Origin of the sequence: Micromonospora sp. NPDC051196, assembly GCF_040682415.1 — a bacterium.
In the GTDB taxonomy this organism is placed as follows: domain Bacteria; phylum Actinomycetota; class Actinomycetes; order Mycobacteriales; family Micromonosporaceae; genus Micromonospora.
In genome coordinates this window covers 1-23,967 of the sequence record NZ_JBFBAY010000032.1, presented here as the reverse complement: position 1 = coordinate 23,967, position 23,967 = coordinate 1, and the positions used below count along the sequence as shown (strand labels likewise).

Below are 23,967 nucleotides of genomic sequence, written 5' to 3'. Positions count from 1 at the left end.
TGTTCCGATTTTTCTTTCTGGGGGGGGTGCCCCGCCTTGGCTCCCCCGCGCGCGCGTGCGGCCAACTCTTTTGTGTTTTTGGGGGGGGGGGGGCCCCCCCCCCCCCCCCCCACCACCAGCGCATGGATGGGGTTGCGGGTCTAGAGGGTGGCGGTACGCAGGCTGGTGGTGAAGGTGGTCCAGGAGGTGGGGGAGAAGGTCAGTGCGGGGCCGTTGGGGTCCTTGCTGTCGCGGACGCCCACGCCGCCACCGGGCAGCGCGTCGGCGACTTCGACGCAGGCTCCCTGGTTGCCGCTGCGGCTGCTCTTGCGCCACTGGACAGTCGTGTCAGCCACGGGTGAATGCCTCCATTGTTGCGGTTATCAACGTCCTCGACGACTCCTCGTCGAGTGCTCGTGAGGTCACGTCGTCCCAGGCGAGTTTGTACGCCGCGGCCTCGGTTGCCTTGTCGAGGTAGAGCGCACCGGTGAGACTGTCGACGTAGTTGTCCGACTGCAATGGCATCACACCCTGCCTCCTCGGAAGGATTAGGCGGTCTCACTCTTCAGGCGGTGCCCGGCGTACGGCTGGGATGGCCGCTGGAAGCACGCGCCGGATACCCGAGACTCAACCGTGCGGACGTGGCGGAATCCTTGGTCGCGGTAGTAGTCATGCAGGCGGTTGTTGGTGGTCCAGGCATCTAGCCGTAGCCAGGTCAGGCCCGCTTCGTACGCCCGTCCGCCGGCCCAATCCAACATCTCGCCGCCGAGGTTCTGGTTGGCGTGGCGCAGCGGAATCATCATCTTTGCCGCGTACAGCGCATCGGCCGGGTCGTCCTCTGGATGCCACAACGCTTCTGGGTCTCGATCTGGCTTCCACAGGCCGTCCACGTCGACGTAGGCGGTCAGGGTGATCGTGGCGATCGGTTCCTCGCCGTCCCACACCATCCACGTCTGCCCGGCCGAGACGGTCGACGCTACGGCGGATCGTGGCAGCGGGATGGACCACTGCTCCTCGCCTCGCGCGGCTAGCCAGGCGACCCGTTCGCGTCGCCAGCTCATGATGATGTCAACATCGCAGGGTCGGGCAGGAACGATGATCACTTCGGTGCTTCCTCGGGCCGGAACTTGGCGATGATGGCAGGGTCGCCATGGGTGCTGACGATCCGGTTGCGGTCGCCCGCGAAGACGGTTACGGAGACTCGGACCGGCCGCTTCTCGGTGTAGCCGGTGCGGATGAACAGCAACACCGGAGTCCCTGGCGGCAGCTGCAACAGGACGGCTTCCTCGGGCGTTGGCATCCGGGAGACGTACTCGTCGTAGTAGCCGGTCTGTGGGTATCCGCGTTCGGCGAGGAGTCGGGTCGTGCCCTGCGGAATGTCCCTCGGTGACAGCAGCTCGGTGATTTCGTTGACCAGGTCCATGGGGTAGTAGGTGTCCTGCACGGAGGACGGGTCGCCGTTGATGTGGCGGACGCATCGCCGTAGCGCGGCTGCGGACTCGGGCTCGACGTGCAGACGCTCGGCGAGGTCCTTCGGTAGTAGCTCGATCGTTAGCCGGAAGTCCTGGGACGCCTCGTAGCCCTGTTCGGCGACCTCCGATCGCCAGGCGTCCGTCTCGGCCGTTGGGCCGGCCGGCATCTCGGCCCGGTGCGCGTGGAAGGTGAGGGTGATCTGCTCCCGGACGACCATGCCGCCGCTGCGGCCCGGCACTCGCTCGATCGGACCCTCGTTGATCAGCACCGCAGTCGCGTCGCGGACGGTGTTGCGCGACGCCCGTGTAGTGCTCTTGGAGCTGTGCCTCCGTGGGCAGTCGGTCGCCCACGCGCAGTCTTCCGGAAGCGCGGTCAAGACCAGCGCGCACGGATCTGCCGCGAGCCGCGCGTAACGCAACGTGACCCGGCACCGCTGGGTTGCCGCTCGAAACTGCCGATGAGAGTGTGCCCCGATTCTCCGAAGAGTTCGTTTTCTACTTCAGCAGCTCTAGCTGTGATGCATACGTTTTGGCTTGACTGCCAATTACGCCGGTCATCCACGCGCTGGCGATCAGTTTGCACCATCTTCTCATTGAGTCGACGATTGCTCCGTTAAGCTCACGGCGGCCGTCCTCCCATGCCTGATCTGCATTTACGGCTAGCGGCGCCAGTGAATCACAACGCTCCTCGAGAAGCTTCTCGTGCAGTTTGTTCCATAGTTGAGCGGGTGATGGCTGAAGTTGTGCTGCGTCTCCAAGGGCGTCAAGGTTGTAAAATCGTCCCTGCTCCGCGTATCGCGATACTGTAGCGATTACTTGCGTAACGATGTCGTCTCCGGCCACTTCGCCGAGTAGCCCTCGAACGTAGCCGCTAGCTGTGCTGTTTGATGCGCGGACGTTGATGATCTCGCGTACCCGTTCATCCAGTTTTTTGATCTTGTGACCCCATTGGTTTCTCATAACTCCTTGGGGAGGCCATGGCCTTCCCAGTTCGAGTTCGTGCAGACCTATCGTAAGCTTTAACAGCTTCTCGCATCCACCGGCGAGGCACACAAAGACTGGTTCCGCATCACGAGATGCAAACCTGTATTCAGAAAGAATCGCGAAACCATGCCTGAATAGGGCCGAAACCGCATCAACCTCATGAGACAAGGCATGCAGTTTCCGAAGGTCCACTGGGTTCGACATGCCAGCATCATGATCCTCGCCGAGGAGGATGGCAACGTCTTAACTGTGCCGCCCTGCTGCCATCCGTTGCCCTCCGTCGGCGTACGAGTCAAGTGCACAGCCAGGTACAGCTGAACGAACGTGCACAGCGCCGTGCAGATGGCGGAGGCACGTCCGAGCCTTCAACAGCCAGCGACCCGGCCAGCGGATCAGCGAGACCCACAGGAACGGGCGGCCGGACATCGTGACGTTCCGTTACCAGCGAGTTGGCATCGACCGTATGGCGTATCCGCTTCTGGCTCCCCTCTGTGTCAAGACACCGCCGAGAGGAGAGTTCTATGCTGGGTTTCGGCGGGTCTGGGAAGTGACTTCTCCGAAGAGCTGGCTTGGGGATGAGAGTCGGTCACGTTGGAGTCGGTAGTCGTTCCCCGTTGTCCTCCCGGGCCCGCCGCCGTGGCTACCGCGTCGCTGATCATGGTTCGGTAGACGATGTCGGACAGGCGTCGTTTCAGGGCGCGCATGGCTTCCATCGAGGTCTTGCCGGCGGCTTTCTTCCGGTCGAAGTAGGCGCGGCCTTCGGTGGGGTTGCGGAGTTGGACGGTGGCCATGATGTGCAGCACCCGGTTGATCTGCCGGTTCCCGGCGCGGGAGAGCCGGTGGCGGACCTGTTCGCCGGAGGAGGCGTCGATGGGGGCGGTGCCGTTCCAGGAGGCGAAGTGAGCCCGGTCGGGGAACCGGGTGATGTCGGCGACCTCGACCAGCAGCCGGGCGGCGCCGGAGGGTCCGATGCCGTGCAGGTCCATCAACCTGGTGCCGGTGGAAGCGACCAGCTCCTTCAGTTCCTTGTCGGCTTCCTTGGAGCGTCGGTAGATCCGTTCGAGGTCGGCGATCAGCTCCGCGGCGACCCGCCGTCGGGCCTTGCCGACCGCGTCGCGGGGCCGGACCGTGGCCAGCAGTGTCTTGGCCTGGGCGGCGGACAGACTCTTCTTCGCCCCACCCGGGATCAGCTCCAGCAGCAGTTGGTGCAGCTGGGACACCATCCGGGTGTGGTCGACACCGAGGCAACGGCGCCGGTCGACCAGGATCCGCAGCAAGGCAAGCTGCTCGTCGTTGACCACCGGGCGTAGTCCGGTCATGCGGGTGCCGACCAGCGCGATGGAGTGGGCGTCGGTGGCGTCGGTCTTGCGGCCCTGCCCGGTGGCGAACACCCGCGCCCTGGCGGACAGCTTCGGTGGAACGTCGACGACCTGCTCGCCGTCGGCCAGCAGCCGGTTGGCGATGTGCCGGCCGATGCCCTGACAGCCCTCGATCGCCCACACCCGGTGCGGCCACTGACCGGCGTACTTTCGCATCGCCGTGTAGCCGTCGCGGTCGGTGTCGAACCGGCCGCCGCCGACGACGGTCTCGTCGCCAGCCATGACCTCGATCGTTGCCGAACGCTTGTGCGGGTCCATCCCGATGACCACACGACTCGGTGTGACAGTCAACGTGTCCTCCGATGCTCGATCCACCTGGGTTGTCGAGCCGGGAGGGCAACGCTACTTCGAGCCGAGCAAACCCCTCTTGAGCCTCTCCCCGCCCTGGGGCGACGCCCGGGCCGCGCAGGCCAAATGAGAGCCACACGACCAGCGTGGGCAGCCGCAATGAGAGCGACAACCCGGGCGCCTCGACCGAAGCCTGGCCGGGCAACGGTCGCAGGTCAATGAAACAAGTAGCCGCGATCCAGGCGCCGACCCGCCTCGGCCGGTAACCCAGCGTGAGCAGCCGAAGGTAGGTCGCTACGGCCGTTGCCCAAGGGCAGGCAACCCGGCCTGTGCGTCTGGCGCACCTGACTCTGCATTGGAATCCGTACGCCGACACGCGGCCGAGCGGCACGGCGGCAGCAAGTTGCGATCCTCGCCCGGCTTGGTGGCCGGGCGCGGCAAAGTTCATGAGCAGCAGTTGTGGGGTTCGAGTGGATTTCAGTCGAGCTCGTTGATCCAGACGTGGTCGGGCAGGCCGAGGAGCAGGGCTCGCCGGGTCACTATCGGTAGCGTTGCCACACTGCGGAGCTGTCGCCCGTCAGATAGGCACGTAGCCGATGGCCCAGCGTTTGCGCCACTTCGGGCCTGCCGGGAAGCTTGTCCATCACGCTGGTGACGAGTTGGAGTTCGCGCACGTCCCGTAGGAGTGGCCAAGACGGCGACGTTGCAAGGTCGAAGCCGTAGACCTCGGCGAACCTCTCATACGGCTCTTTGGGGTCACCGAAGCGGGTGACGCTGTGCACCAGTGGGACGAGGTCCCACTCGCGCGGTCCGATCGATAACGAATCGAAGTCACACAACCGACCCGAGAGGACGTTGCCTACGTGAGCGTCGCCGTGCACGACACCGGTTGGCAGTTCCCAGGTGGCAGCCGCGATCCGGGGCTCCAAATCCTTACAGCGCTCGTGGAGTCGTGCCACGAGGTCGTCGAGAGATAGCCCGACTTCTCTGATTGCCCACTGTTGCGTGAACAGGAGGTCGTCAGCGGGGAGACTGGCGAGCCTGGTCAGCCGGCGTTGAGCCGTGGCAACTGGTGACCAGCGCGGCAGGAACGACGGCACCTCGGCGATGGCGTGCAGCCGCGCCAGCGGTTCGGCCAGCTCGACGGGATCGGGGCGGCCTGCCGGATGCGGGAGGTAGTGCCAGATTGTGGCCACCCACTCATCCACCATCACCGGTTGCGCGAGGCTGGTGTCCAGCTCGACCGCCGGCACCTCGTGCTCCGTGAGTAGCGCCATCGCTCGGACGACACGCTGTGCCCGCTCCTGTGCCACCTGGCCATGCGAGAGTCGCAGCACTCGGTCGCCGATCCTGTAGACCGCGTTGATCGTGTATCGCATGAGGTGCGCCTCGCCCGAGGCGAGTCCGGCCTGCTGGCGGACGGCGTCGAGTCCCCGCTGAATCTCGTCGGCAGCCTCAGCGGTCAGGGTGGTCGCCATACTCGCCAGGTTAGGTCACGCAGCCACCCGTGCCCGGATGGCTGTCACCACCTCCGACAAGTGCTTGTCGCGACGCGCTTCGATGACGTCCGCGACATCGCCGAGCCGATCGAGTAGCCGGCGGGACCGCACATGTCGCGCAGCATCCAGGACTGCTTGGACGTGGGGCGCAACCTTGTCTTTCTCTCCGAGATGCGCGTACCCCAACGCCATCGTTACGTGGTCAAACGCGCCACTGCGCGACGTCTCGGTTCGCCGCTCCAACGCCCGGCCTGCATGCGCCAGCGCGAGGGCGGCATGTTGCTCGCGGTATTGGGAGTAGCGAGCCAAGGCCGAGTGGACAACCCCTGACATGCCCTCCAAATCGGCTGGCTCGCAGAAGAACCGAGTCCATTGGGGTGCTTGCGCCGTGTCGGCTCTGCCGATTTCGTCGCGAGCGCGTGCAAGTGAGTCACGCATCGCAGGCGCGTTTCCCGTTCGGGCATGTGCCCAGGCAATGTTCGCGTGCAGGATTGCCACCGAAGTCAGACAGTTCGAGTTCGTGGCAACGATCTGACCGAGTTGGAAAAGGTGCAACGCTTCAGCGGGGTTGCCTTGGTGGATGCTGACCCGACCGAGCCGATAGTAGGCGTCCGCCATCAGCGTTGAATCACCCGCCTTGTGGGCATAGACGAGGCCTTGCGCTAGGTGGCGGCGTGCCTCCATATGTTCACCCAGATCATGGGACATCCACCCAACAAGATTGTGCAAGTCCGCCAACTCGGCATGCAGCTCCGCAGACAGTTCGGGAGTTTGGCAGCGGCTGCGGGTGAGACAGCGCGCCCACACCAGATAGCCCAATGCTGAATCGCGACAGGAGCCACCGCCGTATGTGGCGTCCAACTCTCGATGACGTTGAGTAATGTCCCGTACGGTGGCTATGGCCTCCGGGCTCACGACCTCCGGCACTGAAACGGGTTGCTCGTCGACCCTGGGGAGCCACACCTCGACGTTCGGTGAGCCGCCAACGGCGAAGCCGGCCAGTGCAGCAATGAACTGCCTTCGCTGCTCGGGCTCACCCAACGGCAGTGGCTCGGGGCGATGCTGCTCAGTCGATTCTGTCCCGTATCCGAGGCCCATCAAAGCGCGGGGAATTCGTAGGCCCTCCGCGATGCGCACAAGGACGTCGTAAGCCATCACCTGTCGGCCGCGCGTTATTTCGTAAACCTCGGACGCCGCGAACCCAGCAAGATCGGCGATACGGCGTTGTGTCATGCCGTGACGCCGGTTCAACAGCATGAAGATTTGGCCTACATCTCGACGCGCCAAGGCACTTCGCATCGCCGGTTCATCCCACCACGAGTGGTCGGGGTACGTCATCTGCGAAAAACGATCTACGTTCACGACAGCCCCATCGACGGAGGGAAGTGAGAGCAGCATAACGAACAGTCATCGTTCGGCCACCCCCACTCGCCGCCGCACTAGTCAAGGCGACTAGTCGCGCTAGTCGTCTGGATCAGCCCGAGCTACTCCGGACAGCCTGACCCGTCACACGGGTTCCCTATAACCGGCACCGGTTGCCATGGTCAAAGTGCTTCCACGTAGGTGCCGACGCCCTCATTGGCAACGGACGTGTCGCGGAGGCCACGAACAAACCGGGCGCAGTAGCCGTGCCGCTTTGTCGGGCAACAGGACGCTGCGTCCAATCGGTCACGTGCGCGGCCGGTATCGGGGAGGGCCGACCGCGCACCTCTCGCAGAAAGGTGATGGCAGTGCGCATCAAGTGGTTCGTACCCGCCAACGCCGACCACCCGTTCCCCCCGTTCGGCCTCCACCCCACCCGCCGCGTCTCGGCTTCCACCCGCCCGAGTGATCAAGAGGTTTTGGTTGCCGAGGGGCACCCCCGAAGGCCAAAACCTCTTGATCAACCCCGAAACGGCGGGGGCGGCGACCAGGGCAGGCAATCCGACCAGAGCGGACGGCAGGAGGTGGAGCATGGGGCGGGCGGTGCCTGAGGTCGCGGCGGGGACGCTGCTGCGGCTCGATCCGGGTGACTGGTCGTACGGCCGCGACCTGGTCCCCGGCACCGCCGTGGCCGTGACCGTCGCATGCGTTCGTGACCTGCCGAATCGGGCGGACGAGTGGGTGTGGGTGCTCGGTCACCGGCCGGAGTGCGACTACCCACACGTCGACCGGCATCCGCCCTGCATGGAGGTGCGGGTCAAGGTCACCGCGCTGCATGACCAAAGGCGGGCGAGGTGACCGGCACAGACGAGAGCGACCGGGATGTGGATCGCTTCGAGGCCGCGCGCAACACCGTGCTTCAGCACCGCGACGGGCGCACCTGCTTCCACTGTCAGGGCGGCGGGTGCGGGCAGCACACCTGGGCGATCGAGGAACTCGGCCGCCATCCCGGCGGCCGAAAGCTCCTTCGGCAGCTCGGGTTTCCCATCCACGATTCGACCGAGGAAGGCCAGCCGCGGTGAACACCACACCCCACGGCGACGACCATGCCCCACACCGGCGCGAGCACCCGGCGCCGGTCGAGCCGGCCCGGCCGGTGCGCGCCGTCGGCAGTGCCGCGATGCCGAGCACCGTACGTCTCGCCGACGAGTTCTTCTACCTGGCGCACGACGACCAGACCGGCCGGTCACGGCTGTTCGAGTCGGCGACGGCGTACGGCCTGGCCGCCGCGCTGCTCGCCGAGCTGTACGGCGAGGGCCGGATCACCTTCGAGGGCCGGCGCCTGCGGGTGATCAACACTGTCCCTCCGAAGGACTGGCTGCAACACCTCGTCCTCGATCGCGTGGTGGCGGAGCCGCGTCACACCGAGACCCGTACCTGGTTGGCGTATTTCGCCACGTCCGCCTACCAGCAGGTGGCCACCCGGATGTGGCAGCTCGGGCTGCTCCGCCAGCAGCAGGTCGGTCGGCTGTGGCGACAGCGCACCGTCTACGTGCCGGCGGACATAAACACGGCCGCCTGGTCGTGGGCCCGGCTGTCCTTTCAGCTGCGTAGCCACCGGCGCCTGAACGCCTTCGATGTTGCCCTCGCCGGTCTGGCGATGCACAGCCAGCTCGATCCGATCCTGCTCGACGGCACACCCCTCGCTGTCCGTGGGTTCCTGCGTCAGCAGGTCGAGCAGGCCCCGCCACCGCTGCGGGACCTGCTCGCCGACCTCGGTGCCGTCGTCGGCAGCGCCGTACTGAGCCACCGCACCACCTGACCGCCCTCCGTTCATCCCCTGCGTTGAGAGAGAACCCATGTCCCACTCGAAACCCGACACCGTCTCCGCTGTCCTCGCGCGCGGGCGGCTCGGCATCCCGTCGGTGGTGTTCTTCGTGATCGCCGCCGCCGCGCCGCTCACCGTCGTCGCGGGTGGCGCGACCACCGGGTACGCGGTCACCGGCGTCACCGGCATTCCCGTGTCCTATCTGGTGGTCGCGGCCGTGCTCGCATTGTTCGCGGTCGGCTACGTGGCCATGTCCCGCCGGATCGTCAACGCGGGCGCCTTCTACACCTACGTCACCCGGGGGCTCGGCCGCCCGGCCGGTGTCGGTGCCGCCATGGTCGCGCTGCTCGCCTACAACGCCATGCAGATCGGCCTCTACGGTGGCGCCGGTGCCGTCACCGCCCAGTTCCTCAACGACCGGTACGGCGTCGACCTCACCTGGTGGAGCTGCGCCCTCGCGGTGTGGGCGGTCGTCGCGGTGCTCGGCGTCGCCCGGATCGACCTCAACGGCCGGGTCCTCGCCGTCGTCCTGGTCGCCGAATGCGTCGTCGCCCTGACCTTCGACGCGATCATGGTTACCCATCCGGCCGACGGGACCGTCAGCTTCGACACCCTCGCCCCCTCACACGTCTTCGCCGCCGGCATCGGCGCGGCCCTGGTCACCGCGATCACCGGGTTCGTCGGTTTCGAGGGCACCGTCGTGTTCAGCGAGGAGACGAAGGACCCACGACGCACCATCGCCCGCGCCACCTACCTCGCAGTTGCCGTCACCGGCCTGCTGTACGGGCTCTCCGCCTGGGCGATGTCCGTGGCCACCGGCCCGGACCGCATCGTCGCGGCGGCCCGCGCCGACGGCACCGACCTGATCTTCAATCTGGTGTCGCCGTACCTGGCCGACAGCATCATCACCGTCGCTCGGATCCTGTTCATCACGTCGCTGTTCGCCGCGCTGCTCAGCTTCCACCACACCGTGGCCCGATACCTGTTCGCGCTCGGCCGTGAGCGGGTGCTGCCCGCCGTGTTCGGTCGCACCAGCCGGCGTACCGGCGCCCCGAAGGTCGGCTCCCTCGCGCAGAGTGCGCTCGCGTTCTGCGCGCTGGTCGGCTACGCCGTGGCCGGGGCCGACCCGATCGTGCACCTGTTCTTCTGGGTCACCGTCACCGGCGGGCTCGGGGTGCTGATCCTGATGACGGTCACCTCCGCCGCCGTGATCGGCTTCTTCGCCCGCATCACGCATACCGAAGGAGTGTGGCGGTCACTGATCGCACCGGGCCTCGCCACGGTCGCCCTCGGCGGGATCCTCACCGTGACGCTGCGGGAGTTCGCCACGCTGCTCGGCGTCGCGCCGGACTCGCCGCTGCGCTGGGCATTCCCCGCCGCGTACGCCGTCGCCGCGCTGTTCGGCATCGCGTGGGCGCTGGTCCTGCGCACCACCAACCCCGACGTGTACGCCGCAGTCGGCCTGGGCGCGGACCGCGACACCGGACCCCTGCGCGCCCCCGACACCGTCCGCCAACCCGCCTGACCAGGGAGCTGCCGTGACCGTCAGCAACAACGATCTGCTCGTCCGCCCCGCCACCGAGGCCGACGCCGGGCCGCTGATCGGCGTACTCGCCGAGGCGTTCCACGAAGGCCCGCTCGCCGACTGGCTCATTCCCGACCCGGTCGACCGGCGGACCGTCTACTACGAGTACTTCGCCGACGCCTTCCAGCACGGACTGGAACACGGGCAGGTCTACACCACCGGCGACCAGAGGGCCGTCGCGATCTGGTACCCCCGCCTCGAACCCACCCCGGTCGACACCGGCAACCGGCTGGCGACGTTGGAACACATCGCGGGCCCGTACGCCCCGAAGTTCGTGCTGCTGGAGGAGATGTTCGACGTCTTCCACCCCGACGCCCCGCACCACTACCTCGCCTACCTCGCCGTCGACCCGACCCGGCAGAACCGGGGCATCGGCGCCGCGCTGCTGGCCGACCAGCACCGTCGTCTCGACCAGCTCGGCCTACCGGCGTACCTGGAAGCCAGCAACATGCGTAACCGGCGGCTCTATCTCCGCCTCGGCTACCACGCCGGCCCCACCATCGTGCTGCCCACCGAAGGGCCCGTCATCTGGCGGATGTGGCGCGGCGCCCCCACCAGCGGTGGCCGGAGCCCGTTCCCGCGCACCCGGCCACACCGACGGTCACTGTGACCGAAGCGACCACCTCAACCGCAGTAGGGAAACCGAAAATGCTCCGCTTCACCGCACCCGCCCGCCGCGTGGCCGCCGCCCTCGGCAGCGTCCTGCTCGCCGGGTGCCACACCGTACCCGCCATCCCCGCGAACGCGCCGCCCACGTCAACCCACAGCGGGCAGCAGCCCGCCACCCCACCCGCCACCCCACCCGCCACCGCACCCGGGCTCACCGCGCAGCAACGCCTCGCCACCCTGGCCGCTGCCCTCGGCCCGGTCCCTGCCGACCGCACCACCGACCTGCGCTTCACGTATCTGCACCTGCAAACGTGGAACCGCACCAGCGGCGCGATCCGCCGCGAGGACCTGCGGCGCTGGCGGCATCCTGACGGCTCCGGCCGCGAAGTCACCCGCCGCGCCCCCGACGTGCGGGGCGTCGCCCACCAGCCCAGAGCCGAGGAACGAGACCTGTTCAGGCAGGCGTCACCCACCACGACCCGGTACCGGGACGAGCTTCATCCATATCTGCCCGCACCTCTGCCAACCGACCCGGCTGCCCTGGCGGAGTTGCTGGCACCGCCCGAGCTGGCCGCCGAACCCGCCTATCCGAGACTGCTCGCCTGGGGTGTGGTCAACCTGGCCGTCAGCCAGTACCTCAACCTGCCAGAGCGGACGACGGCCCTGCATGTCCTGGCGGCGGTGCCCGGCATCGCCTACCTCGGGACCGCCACCGACCTCGCCGGGCGCGCCGGAGCAGCCTTCCAGGTCGTCGCCGACACGTCGACCGTCACGCTGATCATCGACCCGACCAGCGGTGAACTGCTCGCCGCACAGGAACGCATCACCGGACCCCGGCCCGGCCTGTTCTCGTACGTCCTCATCCTCCACCGGGGCCACACCGACGCGGAGGGCGTACCGCCCGGCGCATCGACACCATCCACGCCACCGAGCCGGTTCTCCGGACGGTCGACCTCGACCCCCCGGAAGCTTTCCGCCAACCCGGGCGAGCCTGCACGGCAGGTCGGCCAGCGTGGGGGTTGATCAGGTCCGGCGCGAGGTCTCCGAGTCGGCCACCGCCGAGCCGGTCCCGGGACTGATGCCGGTGATGGCCAGGTCGAGCAGGCGGGCGGCCTCGGCTGCGGGGTCGGGGTGGTGGGTGGTGGCCAGTGCGATGCCGGTGATCAGCGTGAGCAGGTCGTCGATCGTCACGCCCGGCGCGAGGGCGCCGGCGGCGGAGGCGCGCCGCACCAGTGGCTCGCCTGCGGCGGTGAGCTGCGCGCAGGCGCAGTAGACGTGGGTGTCGTCGGGGCCCGCCACCCGGTCACGATTCAGTGCCTCGGCCAACCCGCTGATGGTGGCGGCGGAGGCGATGACGGCCTTGAGCCACTCCAGCAGCGCGGCGCGTGGGTCGGCCCGATCGGTCCGGTCGGCGGCGTGCGCCGTGAGGGTTTCGACGCGCTCGCGGAAGACCGCCGCCAGCAGTGCGTGACGGCTCGGGAAGTGCCGGCGGACGGTTCCTGAGCCCACTCCGGCGACGCGGGCGATCTGCTCCAGGGATGCGTCAGCGCCGTGTGCGGCAACCTCTTCCACCGCGACGGCGAGCAGGCGCGCGTAGTTGCGCCGGGCGTCGGCGCGCTGCGCAGCGGTCATGGTCTCTCGCCTCCGAGGTTGCTAAGTGGCGGGGTCCGCCGTATCTTACCGAAGTGAAAACGGCGGGCCACGCCGTTTAGTGGAGGTTCTCATGTCCAACGAACTCGCACCCGTTCTGGTCGTCGGCGCCACCGGGCGACAGGGCGGTGCGACCGTCCGCGCCCTGCTCGCGGCGGGCGTACCCGTCCGAGCGCTGGTCCGTGACCCGGAGACCGACCGGGCGCGTGCCGTCGCGGCGCTCGGTGCCGAGCTGCGGACCGGTGACCTCAACGACCGTGACTCCCTGACGGCGGCCGCGACGGGCGTGCGCGCGGTCTTCTCGGTCCAGATGCCCGAGCTGAAGGGGGACTCCCTCGACTACGACGGCGAGGTGACCCAGGCCGTCAACCTGATCGAGGCGGCGCTGGCCGCAGGTGTGCCACAGTTCGTGCACTCGTCGGTCTCCGGCGCCGGACAGCACGCCGAGGCCCCCGGCTGGCGCGAGGGTCAGTGGGCGGCTCTGAAGCCCTACTACGACGCCAAGACCGCCATCCAGGACCGGGTACGCACGGCCGGCTTCACGCACTGGACGCTGATCAAGCCGGGGTGGTTCATGGAGAACTTCCTGCCCTCGATGGCCTATCTGCTTCCCCGTGGCGTCCAGGGTGGACTGGTGACCGTGCTGCGGCCCGAAACCCGGTTGTCCCTGGTCGCGGTCGACGACATCGGCCGAGCGGCCGCGGCGGCTGTCGCGGCACCGGCGCGCTTCCATCAGGTCGAGCTGGAGCTGTCCAGCGACTACCGGACGATGACCGAGATCGCCGACGTCATGTCGCGCGCCCTCGGTGTGACGCTGACCGCGCCGAGGATGACCGAGCAGGAGGCGCTGGCGGCGGGCATGCCGTCGTTCGGGGGAGTCTCGCACCGCTTCGTGGAGGTGGCCGGGCAGCCCGCCCGGCCGGAGTTCGCCCGGGACCTCGGCATTCCGCTCACCTCCTTCGAGGAGTGGGCCTCGCAGTACCTGTCCCGCGATGCCGCCGCGCCGGCCGGCGCAGCCGGTTGACCCGGTGATCGACTCCGTTTCGCCGAAACGGCGGTATCCCACCGCTTCGAACCCCGCCGTTTCGCCGAAACGGCGGGGGCAGCGAAGGCTCCACGGCGGCGGGGCGGCGTTGATCAGATCACCACCAGCGCTTGCGGGGCGGGCGGACGGTCACGTCACCGAAGACGACGCGGCAGCGCACCTCGACGACCGGAGCGCCGGGGGTGACCGGGCCGCTCAGCTTCGACTTCTTGTCCCCGAAGACCGCAGAGCCGGTGAGCCGGACCTCGGTGCCCTCCGGCACCACGATGGTGATGCTGCCGAAGATCACGTTCGCCTCGACGGTGGTCACCTGCCGGGGCAACTGGGCCTCGTGCAACTCGATCCGGCAGTCGCCGAAGACGGCCCGCGCGTCGATGTGTTCCGGCACCGGCCAGGCGCCCTTGCGTACCTCGCTGCCGAAGACCGCCAGCAGTTTCTCCGACGCCGGGGCGAGCGCGCCGGCCGCCGGGGCGGGGGACCTGCCGGGCGCCTCCGGCAGGTCCGTGGTCAGCCGGGCCAGCTCACCACGGGTCTGTGCGGCGTGGGCGGCACCGACCCGCTCGGTGTACTCGTCGAGGGTCAGCCGGCCCTCGGCCGTGGCCTTGCCGAGCAGTTCCGCGACCTCCTCCCGCTCCCGGTCGGAGACACGCAGCCGGTCATCGTCGTTGTGCCGTTCCAGCTCCACGAGCCGAGCCTACTGGTGCCCCGCACCGACCTCCCCGGGGCGTGGACCAGGGATCTAGCAGGCGGCGGTGGCGGCGAGCAGGTTGCCGTGCGGGATGGCGATCGGTCGGCGGGGGGCCGGCAGGTCGACGGCGGGACGGCGGGCCTGCGCCGGGGCGTGTTCGCGACGGGCGACGGCGTAGCTGTGGGCGGTGCGGTCGGCGATGGTGGCCCAGCCGTACCGCTGGCCGACCATGCTGCGGGCCTGCCGGGCGACCCGGCGGGCGAACACCTCGTCGCCGATGAGCTGGCCGACTGCGCCGGCCAGGGCCGGTGGATCGCTGTGCGGGAAGGTCACCCCGGTGACGCCGGGCTCGACGATCTCGGCCAGGCCACCGGTACGGGCCACCGCCAGCGGCGCCCCGGCCGCCGCCGCCTCCAGGGCCACCATGCCGAACGGCTCGTAGAGACTCGGTACGACGGTCGCGTCGGTGGCGCCGAGGACCGCCGGCAGTTGGGTGTTGTCGAGGAAACCGGCGAAGCGTACGGTGCCGCCGAGCCCGAGCTGCCGGGTGCGCTCCTCCAACTCACCCCGGTAGGGCCCGTCCCCGGCGATCAGCACCCGCAGCCCCGGGTGCCGATCCCGCAACTGCGGCACGGCGTCCACCAGGTGCTGCACGCCCTTCTCGTAGACCAACCGGCCGGCGTACCCGATCAACGGGCCGTCGGCGGCGAACCGGGCACGGGCCGAGGCGACCGCGCGGGGACGGGCCCGCCAGGCCCGGTCGTCGACGCCGTTGGGCACCACCGCGACCTTCTCGTCCGGCACCTCGAACAGGGTGGTGACCTGGTCGCGCATGTAGCCGGAGCAGGCGATCAGGCGGGTGGAGGCGTTGCTGAGCCAGTGCTCGACGCCGTGGATGGTGCGGTTCATCTCCTCGGGCAGCCAGCCCTGGTGCCGACCGGCCTCGGTGGCGTGCATGGTGGTCACCAGCGGCAGGTGCAGGTGCTCGGCCAACGTGATGGCGGTGTGCGCGACCAGCCAGTCGTGGGCGTGGATGACGTCGAACTCGCCGGTGTCGGTGGCGTGCAGCGCGGCGCGGGTCAGGGTGTGATTGAACGCCATCGTCCAGGCCAGCAGCGATCCGGTGGCCAGCGGGAAGGTGACCGGATCCTCGGCGGCGCGCAGGATGCGTACGCCGTCGAGGTGTTCGGACAGCGGTGCCCCGTCGGCGTGCCGGGTGACGACGGTGACCTCGTGGCCGGCGGCGGCCAGCGCCACCGACAGGGCGTGCACGTGCCGACCGAGGCCGCCGACGAGGACCGGCGGATACTCCCAGGACAACATCAGGACCCGCTGCGAACGTACGGGGTTGATGTCGATCACGTCGGCGTTCGGTGACATACGCGCCCCCTTTGAGTTGTCTCCGCGCAGCCTCGTCCCGCCCCCGGCGGCGGTGTTGTCGCTGACACGGCCGGACCACGACCCATCCTGCTGGCAGCCGGATAACCAGCGGAGACATCCCGATTGCGGGGCTGTAAAGCCCGTCGGTACTCCCGATCTCATCGCCCCGGGAACGGACGCGACACGACATTGCGCCCACCTCTGCGACAGGCGTAGCACTGGGCGGCCAGCACCTCCCACAACTGTCTGATGACCTGCCACGGCCCGGTTCGTAGGTTCTATCCGGACAGCACCGAGGCTCGTGGTCCGTGCGTCAGAAGCGGCGTGCGGCGGCCGGCGCCAGGTGCCTTGGAAGGAGAAACACAATGCGAACCACGAGGCGATGGTTGGGCAGAACGGTGGTGGTCGCGATGACCGCCGCCGTGCTGCCGGTGACCCCCGCGCTAGCGCAGCCCGTGCAGGCGAACCAACTGGTCATCGCGAACGGTGTCACCCAGCCGGTCTTCGGCTACGCCGACGCCATCCGCGAACGGATCTTCGTCACCTCCGATGTCGACACCGACTCCGACGGTGCCCTCGACGTCGTGTCGATGGACATCATCCGGCCCAAGGCCAGCGACCAGGGCCTGCGGGTGCCGGTGGTCATGGACGCCAGCCCCTACTACTCGACCGTCTGCCGCGGCAACGAGACCGAGTGCAAGGCCGACCTCGACGGCGACGGCCTGCTCGACCGGTGGCCGCTGTTCTACGACAACTACTTCGTGCCGCGTGGTTACGCCGTCGTGCTGCTCGACATGATCGGCACCAACAACTCGACCGGCTGCCCGGTCACCGGCGGTTACGCGGACAACATCAGCGCCCCGACCGCGATCGACTGGCTCAACGGCCGCCGCAAGGGTGTCGACGCCGATGGCAACGAGGTCGTCGCGAACTGGCACAACGGCAAGTCCGGCATGATCGGCAAGTCGTACGACGGCACCCTGGCCAACGCCGCCGCCGCCACCGGCGTCGACGGCCTGTCCACCATCGTGCCGATCTCGGCCATCTCCAGCTGGTACGACTACTCGCGTAGCAACGGTCTGGTCACCCGGGCCAACAACTACTCGGGCAGCCTCGCCAACACCGTCACCAACCCGAACCGTCGGGCGTACTGCGCTCCGGTGCGCACGCAGCTCGGCGTGGGCGGCGACGACGCCACCGGTGACTACAGCGACTTCTGGGCCGAGCGGGACTACGTGCCGCACGCCGACAAGGTCAAGGCCAGCGTCCTGCTGGTGCACGGCATCAACGACGACAACGTGCGGGCCGACCACTTCAGCAAGTGGTGGTACGCCCTGGCCGAGAACAACGTGCCGCGCAAGCTGTGGCTGACCGGCACCGGGCACATCGACCCGTTCGACTTCCGTCGCGCGGAGTGGGTGGACACCCTGCACCGCTGGTTCGACTTCTGGCTCCAGGGCATCGACAACGGCATCATGCGTGAGCCGATGGTCGACCTCGAGCGGCTGCCGGACGTCTGGGAGACCCACGCCAACTGGCCGATCCCCAAGTCCCAGCCGACCCAGATCTGGCTGCGGCCCGGCACCAACGGTGCCCCCGGCGACATCTCGGTGAAGCCCGGCCCCGGCAACAAGAAGGCCACCTTCACCGACACCCCGTCGATGAGCCAGACCAACGCCATCCGGCACCCGTCGGACCCGGCGGCGAACAAGGACAACCGACTGGTGTTCCTGTCCGAGCCGCTGAAGGCGCCGCTGCACATCTCCGGCACCCCGATCGTGCGGATCAAGGCCTCGGTCAACGGCGAGGACACCAGCTTCGCCGGTCTGCTCGTCGACTACGGCACCCGGCAGCGGTTCAGCACCTCCGGTGACGGCGTCCGCACTGTGACCACCGAGGACTGCTGGGGCGAGTCGGCCAACTTCGGCGGCCACAACGAGGAGGCCTGCTACCGGCAGGTCGTCAAGAACGTGGCCAGCAACCCGCAGGAGCTGGTCACCAAGGGCATCTACGACGGGCTCAACCTCGACTCGCTCTACACCTCGACCCCGCTGGTGCCGGGTGAGAAGAACTCCGTCGACATCCCGCTGCAGCCCGAGGACTACGTCTTCGAGGCCGGCCACCAGATCGGTGTGGTCCTGCTCGGCTCGTACTCCGGCTACAGCAGCCGGGCCAAGCAGACCCGTGCCGAGATCACGGTGCACTTCGACAGCACCCGGATCACCCTGCCGATCGTCGGTGGCCGTCAGGCCGCCGTGGCAGCGGGTCTGAACTGATCGGTTGGTGGGGCGCCCGGGGGGGCGTCCCACCAACGCCGCGCTCAGTAGCGCGAGGGCCCGTCGGTGCGTGTCACCGGCGGGCCCGCAGCAGTTCCGCCACCGACCAGGCCTGGAAGGGGCAACCGGTGGCGGTGTGCGGGGCCGAGCCGTCGGCGGTCTCGCTGACCGAGCCGAGGCCGTACTCGCGCAGGTGCGCCTCCAGACCGGTGAACAGCTCGTCGACCGGCAGGCCCGCGCGGCGGCTGGCGTCGGCGTACGGGCCGATCAGCCACGGCCAGACGGTGCCCTGGTGGTAGGCGCCGTCCCGCTCGGCCGGCCCGCCCCGGTGCCGCCCGGCGAAGCCGGGGCTGTCGGGGGAGAGGCTGCGCAGGCCGAGCGGGGTGAGCAGCCCGGCACCGATCAGACCGACCGCCTGCGGGTCCGGCTCCAGCGGCGCGTTCGGCAGCGACCAGGCCAGCAGCTGGTTGGGCCGCAGCACGTCGTCGTCGTGGAAGGCCGCACCACCCAGGGGGTACGCCGGGGCAGGTGCGTCGACCACGTCGTGCAGCCAGCCGGCCGGGGTGGGGAACCGGTCCCGGAACGCCTTGACCGCCCGCTCGTGCAGTCGGTGCAGCCCGTTGGCGTCCTGCCCGGCCAACTCGGCCAGCTCGGCGACCCCGGCCACTCCGTTGATCCAGAGCGCGTTGACCTCCACCGGCTTGCCGTGGCGCGGGGTGACCGGCACCCCGTACACCCGGGCGTCCATCCAGGTCAGAGCCGCGCCGGGGGCGCCGGAGGTGAGCAGACCGTCGACCGGGTCGACGGCGATGCCGTACCGGGTGCCGGCCAGGTGGGCGTCGACGACGCCGCGCAACGCCGGCAGCAGCTCGTCGCCGAGGTCGGTGTCGCCGGTGACGGTGACGTGCCGGCTGACGGCGTGCAGGAACCACAGCGTGCCGTCGACGGTGTTGTACTCGACCCGGCCGGTGTCGGCGGTGTTGGCCAGCATGCCCTGCGACAGCGTCGCCGCGTACGAGCGCAGCAGCTCCCGGCCGAGGTCCGCGCGGCCGGTGCGCAGGAACAACCCCTCGTAGGAGATCATCGTGTCCCGCGACCAGGCGCCGAACCACGGGTAGCCGGCGACCACGTCCACGGCGGCGTCGTTCGTGCGTACGACGAACGCGTCGGCGGCCAGCGCCAGGGTGGCCTCGACGTCGTCGGCGGGCTTGGCCGCCGCCACCACCTCCCGGTTGCGTCGCCGTGCCGCCGCCACCACCTCAACGGCCGGCGGCGGTTCCGGGGCGGGGTCCTGAGCCCAGGCCAGCACGGACACCGTGTCACCGGGGCGGCGTAGCAGGTCGCGGAACTGGCCCGCGTACCAAAGATCTTCTTCCGGATGCAGGCCGCGCGCCGCCTCCTCACGGTGGTAGGCGCCCCGCCACCAGTGGCCCTGCGGGGTCCAGCCCGGCCCGGAAAGCCGGTACGCCCCCTCGATCACCGCGCCGCCGTCGACCGGGTCCATCCGCAGCGGCGGCCCGTCGGCCCGGCGCTCACCATGCGCGTCACGCCAGGTGCACGCGGCGGCCAACTCCAGCTCCACCGGCCCGCCGCTGACCAGCCGGTGCACCACCGCCACACATGAGCGGCCGGGCAACATGGCCAGTTCCCGTTCGATCACCACGGCACCGATGCGCCACCGCCACCGGGGCAGCCCGTCGGTCAGGTCGAACCGTTCCAGCAGTTCGAACCCGGCTGGGTCGATGTCGCCGGAGGCCCACTCGTGGGCGCCGAGGCGTACCCGGGCACCCGACGGCAGCAGCACCGCCGGATCGAGGCTGGCCAGTCCCACCTTTCGGGAGGCCGGTGTTTCTCCTGGGACCACCAGCAGCCCGTGATAGCGGCGGGTACGCAACCCGGCGACGGTGCCCATGGCGTACCCGCCGAGACCGTCGGGCACCAGCCACTCCCGGCTGGCGGCGCTGGTCAGCTCGCCGCAGACCTGCGAACCGAAGCGAATCTCGATCAACTTTCCTCCACCGGCGGCGAGGTGTAACACGAAACGACGACAATGGTCGCTGTGGTGAAGTACCCCAGCGGCGTCGAAGATGTAAAGGTGATCATTGACGGTTCGCCCTCCGCTCCCGACGCCGAACGCGTCCGGCTCGCCCAGGCCGATGCCGGCGAGCAGGACTGGCGCGCATGGGGTCCCTATCTGTCCGAGCGGGCCTGGGGGACGGTACGGGAGGACTACAGCGAGCACGGCACAGCCTGGGACTACTTCCCCCACGACCACGCGCGGTCCCGAGCCTACCGGTGGTCCGAGGACGGCATGGCGGGCGTGTGTGACGACCGGCAGACGTTCTGTTTCGCCCTCGCGTTGTGGAACGGGCGCGATCCGATCATCAAGGAGCGGATGTTCGGCCTCGGCGGCGACGGCGGCAACCACGGCGAGGACGTCAAGGAGTACTGGTGGTACGAGGACTCCACGCCCACCCATTCCTGGATGCGCTGGCGCTACCACTACCCGCAGGCCGCCTTCCCGTACGACGAACTGGTCGCGGTCAACGGGCTGCGCGGCCGGGACGACACCGAGTACGAGTTGGTCGACACCGGCATCTTCGACGACGACCGGTACTGGGCGGTGACCGTCGACTACGCCAAGGCCACCCCGACGGACCTGTGCATCGTGGTGACCGTGGCCAACCGGGGGGACCGGGCCGACCGGCTGCACGTGCTGCCGCACCTGTGGTTCCGTAACACCTGGGCCTGGGGGCTGCCCGGCACCGACGGCCGGGTGCCGGGCCTGGTCGGGCAGGGGAGCCGGCTGGTCGGCGAGCACTGGGTGCTCGGGCAGATCGTGCTCGAAGGGGACGGCGACCCGACCCCGCTGCTGTGCGACAACGACACCAACGCCGAACGGCTCTGGGGGCTGCCCAGCCGCACCCCGTACCCGAAGGACGGCATCAACGACCATGTGGTCACCGGTGCGGACACGGTGAACCCGGAGCTGACCGGCACCAAGGGCGCGCTGCACTACGTACTGGACGTGCCGGCCGGCGGGCAGCGACAGATCCGGCTGCGGCTGACCCGTACCGCCCCACCACCCGGCGACGGTGACCCGCCGCCGGCCGACCTGGGTGACGGTTTCGACGCGGTGGTGTGGGCCCGCCGGGCCGAGGCGAACCGCTTCTTCGCGGGGGTGATCCCGGAGCGGGCCAGCGCCGACGAGGCGTTGATCGCCCGGCAGGCCATCGCCGGGCTGATGTGGGGCAAGCAGTTCTACCACTTCGACGTCAAACGGTGGTTGGAAGGCGACCCGGATTCGGCGCCGCCGGCCGGGCGTCGACACGGGCGCAACAGCGCCTGGTGGCACATGACCAGCTTCGACGTCATCTCCATGCCGGACCCGTGGGAATATCCCTGGTACGCCGCCTGGGACCTGGCCTTCCACTGCGTGAGCATCGCCCGGGTCGACCCCGGCTTCGCCAAGGAGCAGCTGCTGCTCCTGCTGCGCGAGTGGTACCTGCACCCCAACGGGCAGATCCCGGCGTACGAGTGGGCGTTCGGTGACGTCAACCCGCCGGTGCACGCCTGGGCCGCGTTGAAGGTCTTCGAGATCGACGGCAGCCGGGACCACGACTTCCTGGCCCGGATGATGCACAAGCTGCTGATGAACTTCACCTGGTGGGTCAACCGCAAGGACACCGGCGGCAACAACGTCTTCGAGGGCGGCTTCCTCGGGTTGGACAATGTCGGCCCGTTCGACCGGTCGGCGGCACTGCCGGTGGCCGGGGTGCTGGAGCAGTCCGACGGCACCGGCTGGATGGCGATGTACGCCCTCAACCTGCTCGACATCGCCATCGTGCTGGCCGAGCACGACCGCACCTGGGTGGACACCGCGACGAAGTTCTTCGAACACTTCGCGTACATCGCCGCCGCCGCGTACGACCAGGGGTTGTGGGACGACGAGGACGCGTTCTTCTACGACGTGCTGCGGCTGGCCGACGGCACGAAGGTGCCGCTGAAGGTGCGCTCGGTGGTCGGGCTGCTGCCGCTGGCCGCGGTGACCCGGCTGCCCGCGCGTACCCTGCACCGGCTGCCCGAGTTGGGTGCCCGGCTGCGCTGGTTCCTCACCAACCGCCCCGAGTACGCCTCGGTGATCGGTGCCCGCCGGATCGGCCCGGACGGGCGGCAGCAGCGACTGCTGTCCATGTGCGGTCCGGAGCAGATGGTCCGGCTGCTCGCCCGGATGCTGGACACCGACGAGTTCCTCTCCGAGTACGGCCTGCGTACCCTCTCCCGCGCCCACCTGGACAAGCCGTTCACGGTCACCCTCGGCGGCCAGGAGTTCTCCGTCGGCTACGAGCCGGCCGAGTCGACCAGCGGCCTGTTCGGCGGCAACTCCAACTGGCGCGGCCCGATCTGGATGCCGACGAACTTCCTGCTGATCAGCGCGCTGCGCGACCACGCGGCATTCTTCGGCGACGACCTCCAGGTGGAGTACCCGACCCGGTCCGGAGTGAAGCGGACCCTCGACGAGATCGCCGACGATCTCTCCGCCCGGCTGATCGCCCTGTTCACCCGCGACGGCTGGGGACGCCGGCCGATCTACGGCGCGGCGCAACTGTTCCAGACCCACCCGGACTGGCGGGACCTGATCGCCTTCCCCGAATACTTCCACGGCGACAACGGCGCCGGCCTCGGTGCCTGGCACCAGACCGGCTGGACCGCCCTGGTCGCCGACCTCATCCTCACCCTGCGCCGCTGACCCGCGCGGCTGACGCGCGCCAGGTTGCCTGCACCGTTCCGCCCGTGCGGGCCGGGTTGCCTGCACCCGTTCCGCTGCGTGGGCGGGTTGCCTGCGCCGTGTCCGCTGCGTGGGCGCGTTGCCTGTGCCGTGTCGTCGGGCGGGTTGCCTGCGCTGTTCCGCTGCGTGGGCGGGGTGCCTGCGCTGTTTCGCCGCGTGGGCGGGGTGCCTGCGCTGTTTCGCCGCGTGGGCGGGTTGCCTGCGCTGTTTCGCCGCGTGGGCGGGGTGCCTGCGCTGTTCCGCCGCGTGGGCGGGTTGCCTGCGCCGTTCCGCTGCGTGGGCGCGTTGCCTGCGCCGTGTCGTCGGGCGGGTTGCCTGCGCTGTTCCGCTGCGTGGGCGGGTTGCCTGCGCTGTTTCGCCGCGTGGGCGGGTGCCTGCGCCGTTTCGCCGTAACGGCGGTGTCCGGGCGCGTTCGATACCCCCGTTACGGCGAAACGGAGTCGATCATGAGTCGCCGATGCGGAGAGTCGCCAATCCGTCGCGAAGCGTTGCACGGAGGATGTCGCAACTAGGCTCGGCGGGGTGTCCGGAGCAGAGCACGGAGACATCGAGCCGGGCGGCGATGCGATCGTCACCACCGCCTGGCAGTTGGCCGAGGCCGAGGGCTGGGCGGCGGTGACGGCCCGCCGGCTGGCGGAACATGCCGCTGTCGATCTCGGCGCGTTCTACGAGCGCTTCGCCGACCGGGACGCGGTGGTCGCTGCGGTCGCCGTACGCGGCTTCGCCGATCTGGCCGCCGCGCTGACCGCCGCCCGTACGACCGCTGGCTCCTCGACCCAGGTCTGGCCCGCAGTGACGGCCGCCTACCTGGATTTCGCGTACACCAATCCTGAGGTGTACGACGCCATGTTCGCCCACACCCCCGACCTGACCCTCGGCGCCGAAGAGGTCCCCGAAACGGTCGCCGCGACCTTCAATGAGCTGCGCGGTGCGCTTGCCCCCCTGGCCGCCGGTCGGGACGCGGACACCCTGGCCGAACTCGGCTGGAGCCTCCTGCACGGCATGGTGATGCTCACCCGTGGCGGCCGTCTCCGCCCCGAAGCCCAAGACGACCGCGAATCCCTCCTAACCCACCCCCTCTTCCCCCCTCCCTAACCACCCCACCCACCCCACCCACCCCACCCCGCGTTGATCATGAGGTTGACGGCAGTTGT

At 69.2% G+C, this 23,967-nt stretch carries 22 protein-coding genes; 10 read left to right on the top strand and 12 right to left on the bottom strand.

Annotated elements, in window-relative coordinates; translation table 11 throughout:
- Window positions 1-140: 140 nt before the first annotated feature.
- The 8 genes from AB0M35_RS28630 to AB0M35_RS28595 form a co-directional block, all read right to left on the bottom strand.
- Window positions 141-335 (bottom strand): DUF397 domain-containing protein, encoded by a 195-nt coding sequence (locus AB0M35_RS28630; protein WP_363749271.1) that lies wholly within the window; start codon window positions 333-335, stop codon window positions 141-143.
- Window positions 328-504, bottom strand: a complete 177-nt coding sequence (locus AB0M35_RS28625; RefSeq protein ID WP_363749269.1) for a Scr1 family TA system antitoxin-like transcriptional regulator — start codon at window positions 502-504, stop codon at window positions 328-330. The genes AB0M35_RS28630 and AB0M35_RS28625 overlap by 8 nt, the downstream gene beginning before the upstream one ends.
- A gap of 23 nt (window positions 505-527) precedes the next feature.
- Window positions 528-1,082: a GCN5 family acetyltransferase gene (locus AB0M35_RS28620; protein ID WP_327038370.1), complete on the bottom strand. Its 555-nt coding sequence runs from the start codon at window positions 1,080-1,082 to the stop codon at window positions 528-530.
- Window positions 1,079-1,720: a GntR family transcriptional regulator gene (locus AB0M35_RS28615; protein WP_327038369.1), complete on the bottom strand. Its 642-nt coding sequence runs from the start codon at window positions 1,718-1,720 to the stop codon at window positions 1,079-1,081. Before AB0M35_RS28615 ends, AB0M35_RS28620 begins: the two co-directional genes overlap by 4 nt.
- Before the next feature lie 226 nt (window positions 1,721-1,946).
- On the bottom strand, window positions 1,947-2,639 hold the full coding sequence (locus AB0M35_RS28610) for a hypothetical protein (RefSeq protein WP_363749267.1): 693 nt from the start codon (window positions 2,637-2,639) through the stop codon (window positions 1,947-1,949).
- Window positions 2,640-2,929: 290 nt separating this feature from the next.
- Complete coding sequence (locus AB0M35_RS28605) at window positions 2,930-4,036, bottom strand: IS110 family transposase (RefSeq protein ID WP_327038367.1); 1,107 nt, start codon at window positions 4,034-4,036, stop codon at window positions 2,930-2,932.
- A gap of 605 nt (window positions 4,037-4,641) precedes the next feature.
- Window positions 4,642-5,580 (bottom strand): aminoglycoside phosphotransferase family protein, encoded by a 939-nt coding sequence (locus AB0M35_RS28600; protein ID WP_327038366.1) that lies wholly within the window; start codon window positions 5,578-5,580, stop codon window positions 4,642-4,644.
- A gap of 15 nt (window positions 5,581-5,595) precedes the next feature.
- Complete coding sequence (locus AB0M35_RS28595) at window positions 5,596-6,963, bottom strand: helix-turn-helix transcriptional regulator (RefSeq protein WP_327038365.1); 1,368 nt, start codon at window positions 6,961-6,963, stop codon at window positions 5,596-5,598.
- A 591-nt stretch (window positions 6,964-7,554) separates the two neighbouring features.
- On the opposite strand from AB0M35_RS28595, the gene AB0M35_RS28590 reads away from it, so the two are divergent.
- From AB0M35_RS28590 to AB0M35_RS28565, 6 genes are read left to right on the top strand one after another with little or no spacing between them, the layout of a single operon-like run.
- Complete coding sequence (locus tag AB0M35_RS28590; protein WP_363749265.1) at window positions 7,555-7,821, top strand: hypothetical protein; 267 nt, start codon at window positions 7,555-7,557, stop codon at window positions 7,819-7,821.
- A complete protein-coding gene (locus AB0M35_RS28585) occupies window positions 7,818-8,045 on the top strand; it encodes a hypothetical protein (RefSeq protein WP_363749263.1) in 228 nt (75 codons plus the stop codon). Before AB0M35_RS28590 ends, AB0M35_RS28585 begins: the two co-directional genes overlap by 4 nt.
- Entirely contained in the window at window positions 8,042-8,785 is a 744-nt protein-coding gene (locus AB0M35_RS28580; RefSeq protein ID WP_363749262.1) for a GPP34 family phosphoprotein, read from the top strand. The genes AB0M35_RS28585 and AB0M35_RS28580 overlap by 4 nt, the downstream gene beginning before the upstream one ends.
- Window positions 8,786-8,822: 37 nt before the next feature.
- Window positions 8,823-10,316: an APC family permease gene (locus AB0M35_RS28575; RefSeq protein ID WP_363749261.1), complete on the top strand. Its 1,494-nt coding sequence runs from the start codon at window positions 8,823-8,825 to the stop codon at window positions 10,314-10,316.
- Window positions 10,317-10,329: 13 nt separating this feature from the next.
- The gene (locus AB0M35_RS28570; protein WP_363749259.1) at window positions 10,330-10,986 is read left to right on the top strand and encodes a GNAT family N-acetyltransferase; all 657 of its coding nucleotides are present in this window, start codon (window positions 10,330-10,332) and stop codon (window positions 10,984-10,986) included.
- Between the two features lie 38 nt (window positions 10,987-11,024).
- Window positions 11,025-12,008, top strand: coding sequence for a hypothetical protein (locus AB0M35_RS28565; protein ID WP_363749257.1), 984 nt, complete (start codon window positions 11,025-11,027; stop codon window positions 12,006-12,008).
- Here the strand turns inward: AB0M35_RS28565 and AB0M35_RS28560 are convergent, their stop codons facing one another.
- A complete protein-coding gene (locus tag AB0M35_RS28560; RefSeq protein WP_363749255.1) occupies window positions 12,009-12,617 on the bottom strand; it encodes a TetR/AcrR family transcriptional regulator in 609 nt (202 codons plus the stop codon). It lies immediately after the preceding gene.
- A 91-nt stretch (window positions 12,618-12,708) separates the two neighbouring features.
- Here AB0M35_RS28560 and AB0M35_RS28555 point away from each other — a divergent pair, with 91 nt between their 5' ends.
- A complete protein-coding gene (locus AB0M35_RS28555) occupies window positions 12,709-13,659 on the top strand; it encodes an NmrA/HSCARG family protein (protein ID WP_363749253.1) in 951 nt (316 codons plus the stop codon).
- 118 nt (window positions 13,660-13,777) lie between these two features.
- Here the strand turns inward: AB0M35_RS28555 and AB0M35_RS28550 are convergent, their stop codons facing one another.
- Together AB0M35_RS28550 and AB0M35_RS28545 are read right to left on the bottom strand one after the other, a co-directional pair.
- Complete coding sequence (locus tag AB0M35_RS28550) at window positions 13,778-14,365, bottom strand: DUF1707 domain-containing protein (RefSeq protein ID WP_363749252.1); 588 nt, start codon at window positions 14,363-14,365, stop codon at window positions 13,778-13,780.
- A gap of 54 nt (window positions 14,366-14,419) precedes the next feature.
- Entirely contained in the window at window positions 14,420-15,748 is a 1,329-nt protein-coding gene (locus AB0M35_RS28545) for a glycosyltransferase family 4 protein (RefSeq protein ID WP_363749250.1), read from the bottom strand.
- A 365-nt stretch (window positions 15,749-16,113) separates the two neighbouring features.
- On the opposite strand from AB0M35_RS28545, the gene AB0M35_RS28540 reads away from it, so the two are divergent.
- On the top strand, window positions 16,114-18,024 hold the full coding sequence (locus AB0M35_RS28540; protein ID WP_363749249.1) for a Xaa-Pro dipeptidyl-peptidase: 1,911 nt from the start codon (window positions 16,114-16,116) through the stop codon (window positions 18,022-18,024).
- 73 nt (window positions 18,025-18,097) lie between these two features.
- On the opposite strand, the gene AB0M35_RS28535 is transcribed toward AB0M35_RS28540, so the two are convergent.
- Window positions 18,098-20,032 carry an amylo-alpha-1,6-glucosidase gene (locus AB0M35_RS28535; protein ID WP_363749248.1) on the bottom strand — a complete coding sequence of 645 codons (1,935 nt, stop codon included), beginning with the start codon at window positions 20,030-20,032 and terminating at the stop codon, window positions 18,098-18,100.
- Between the two features lie 42 nt (window positions 20,033-20,074).
- On the opposite strand from AB0M35_RS28535, the gene AB0M35_RS28530 reads away from it, so the two are divergent.
- Both AB0M35_RS28530 and AB0M35_RS28525 read left to right on the top strand, forming a co-directional pair.
- Window positions 20,075-22,774 (top strand): glucosidase, encoded by a 2,700-nt coding sequence (locus AB0M35_RS28530; RefSeq protein ID WP_363749247.1) that lies wholly within the window; start codon window positions 20,075-20,077, stop codon window positions 22,772-22,774.
- Between the two features lie 561 nt (window positions 22,775-23,335).
- The gene (locus tag AB0M35_RS28525; RefSeq protein WP_363749246.1) at window positions 23,336-23,908 is read left to right on the top strand and encodes a WHG domain-containing protein; all 573 of its coding nucleotides are present in this window, start codon (window positions 23,336-23,338) and stop codon (window positions 23,906-23,908) included.
- Window positions 23,909-23,967: the final 59 nt, after the last annotated feature.

Coding starts and splice junctions, on each gene's coding strand:
- AB0M35_RS28565 (WP_363749257.1), top strand. CDS start 11,025: ATGCTCCGCTTCACCGCACCCGCCCGCCGCGTGGCCGCCGCCCTCGGC.
- AB0M35_RS28545 (WP_363749250.1), bottom strand. CDS start 15,748: ATGTCACCGAACGCCGACGTGATCGACATCAACCCCGTACGTTCGCAG.
- AB0M35_RS28555 (WP_363749253.1), top strand. CDS start 12,709: ATGTCCAACGAACTCGCACCCGTTCTGGTCGTCGGCGCCACCGGGCGA.
- AB0M35_RS28590 (WP_363749265.1), top strand. CDS start 7,555: ATGGGGCGGGCGGTGCCTGAGGTCGCGGCGGGGACGCTGCTGCGGCTC.
- AB0M35_RS28605 (WP_327038367.1), bottom strand. CDS start 4,036: ATGGCTGGCGACGAGACCGTCGTCGGCGGCGGCCGGTTCGACACCGAC.
- AB0M35_RS28530 (WP_363749247.1), top strand. CDS start 20,075: ATGGTCGCTGTGGTGAAGTACCCCAGCGGCGTCGAAGATGTAAAGGTG.
- AB0M35_RS28600 (WP_327038366.1), bottom strand. CDS start 5,580: ATGGCGACCACCCTGACCGCTGAGGCTGCCGACGAGATTCAGCGGGGA.
- AB0M35_RS28540 (WP_363749249.1), top strand. CDS start 16,114: ATGCGAACCACGAGGCGATGGTTGGGCAGAACGGTGGTGGTCGCGATG.
- AB0M35_RS28610 (WP_363749267.1), bottom strand. CDS start 2,639: ATGTCGAACCCAGTGGACCTTCGGAAACTGCATGCCTTGTCTCATGAG.
- AB0M35_RS28575 (WP_363749261.1), top strand. CDS start 8,823: ATGTCCCACTCGAAACCCGACACCGTCTCCGCTGTCCTCGCGCGCGGG.
- AB0M35_RS28625 (WP_363749269.1), bottom strand. CDS start 504: ATGCCATTGCAGTCGGACAACTACGTCGACAGTCTCACCGGTGCGCTC.
- AB0M35_RS28560 (WP_363749255.1), bottom strand. CDS start 12,617: ATGACCGCTGCGCAGCGCGCCGACGCCCGGCGCAACTACGCGCGCCTG.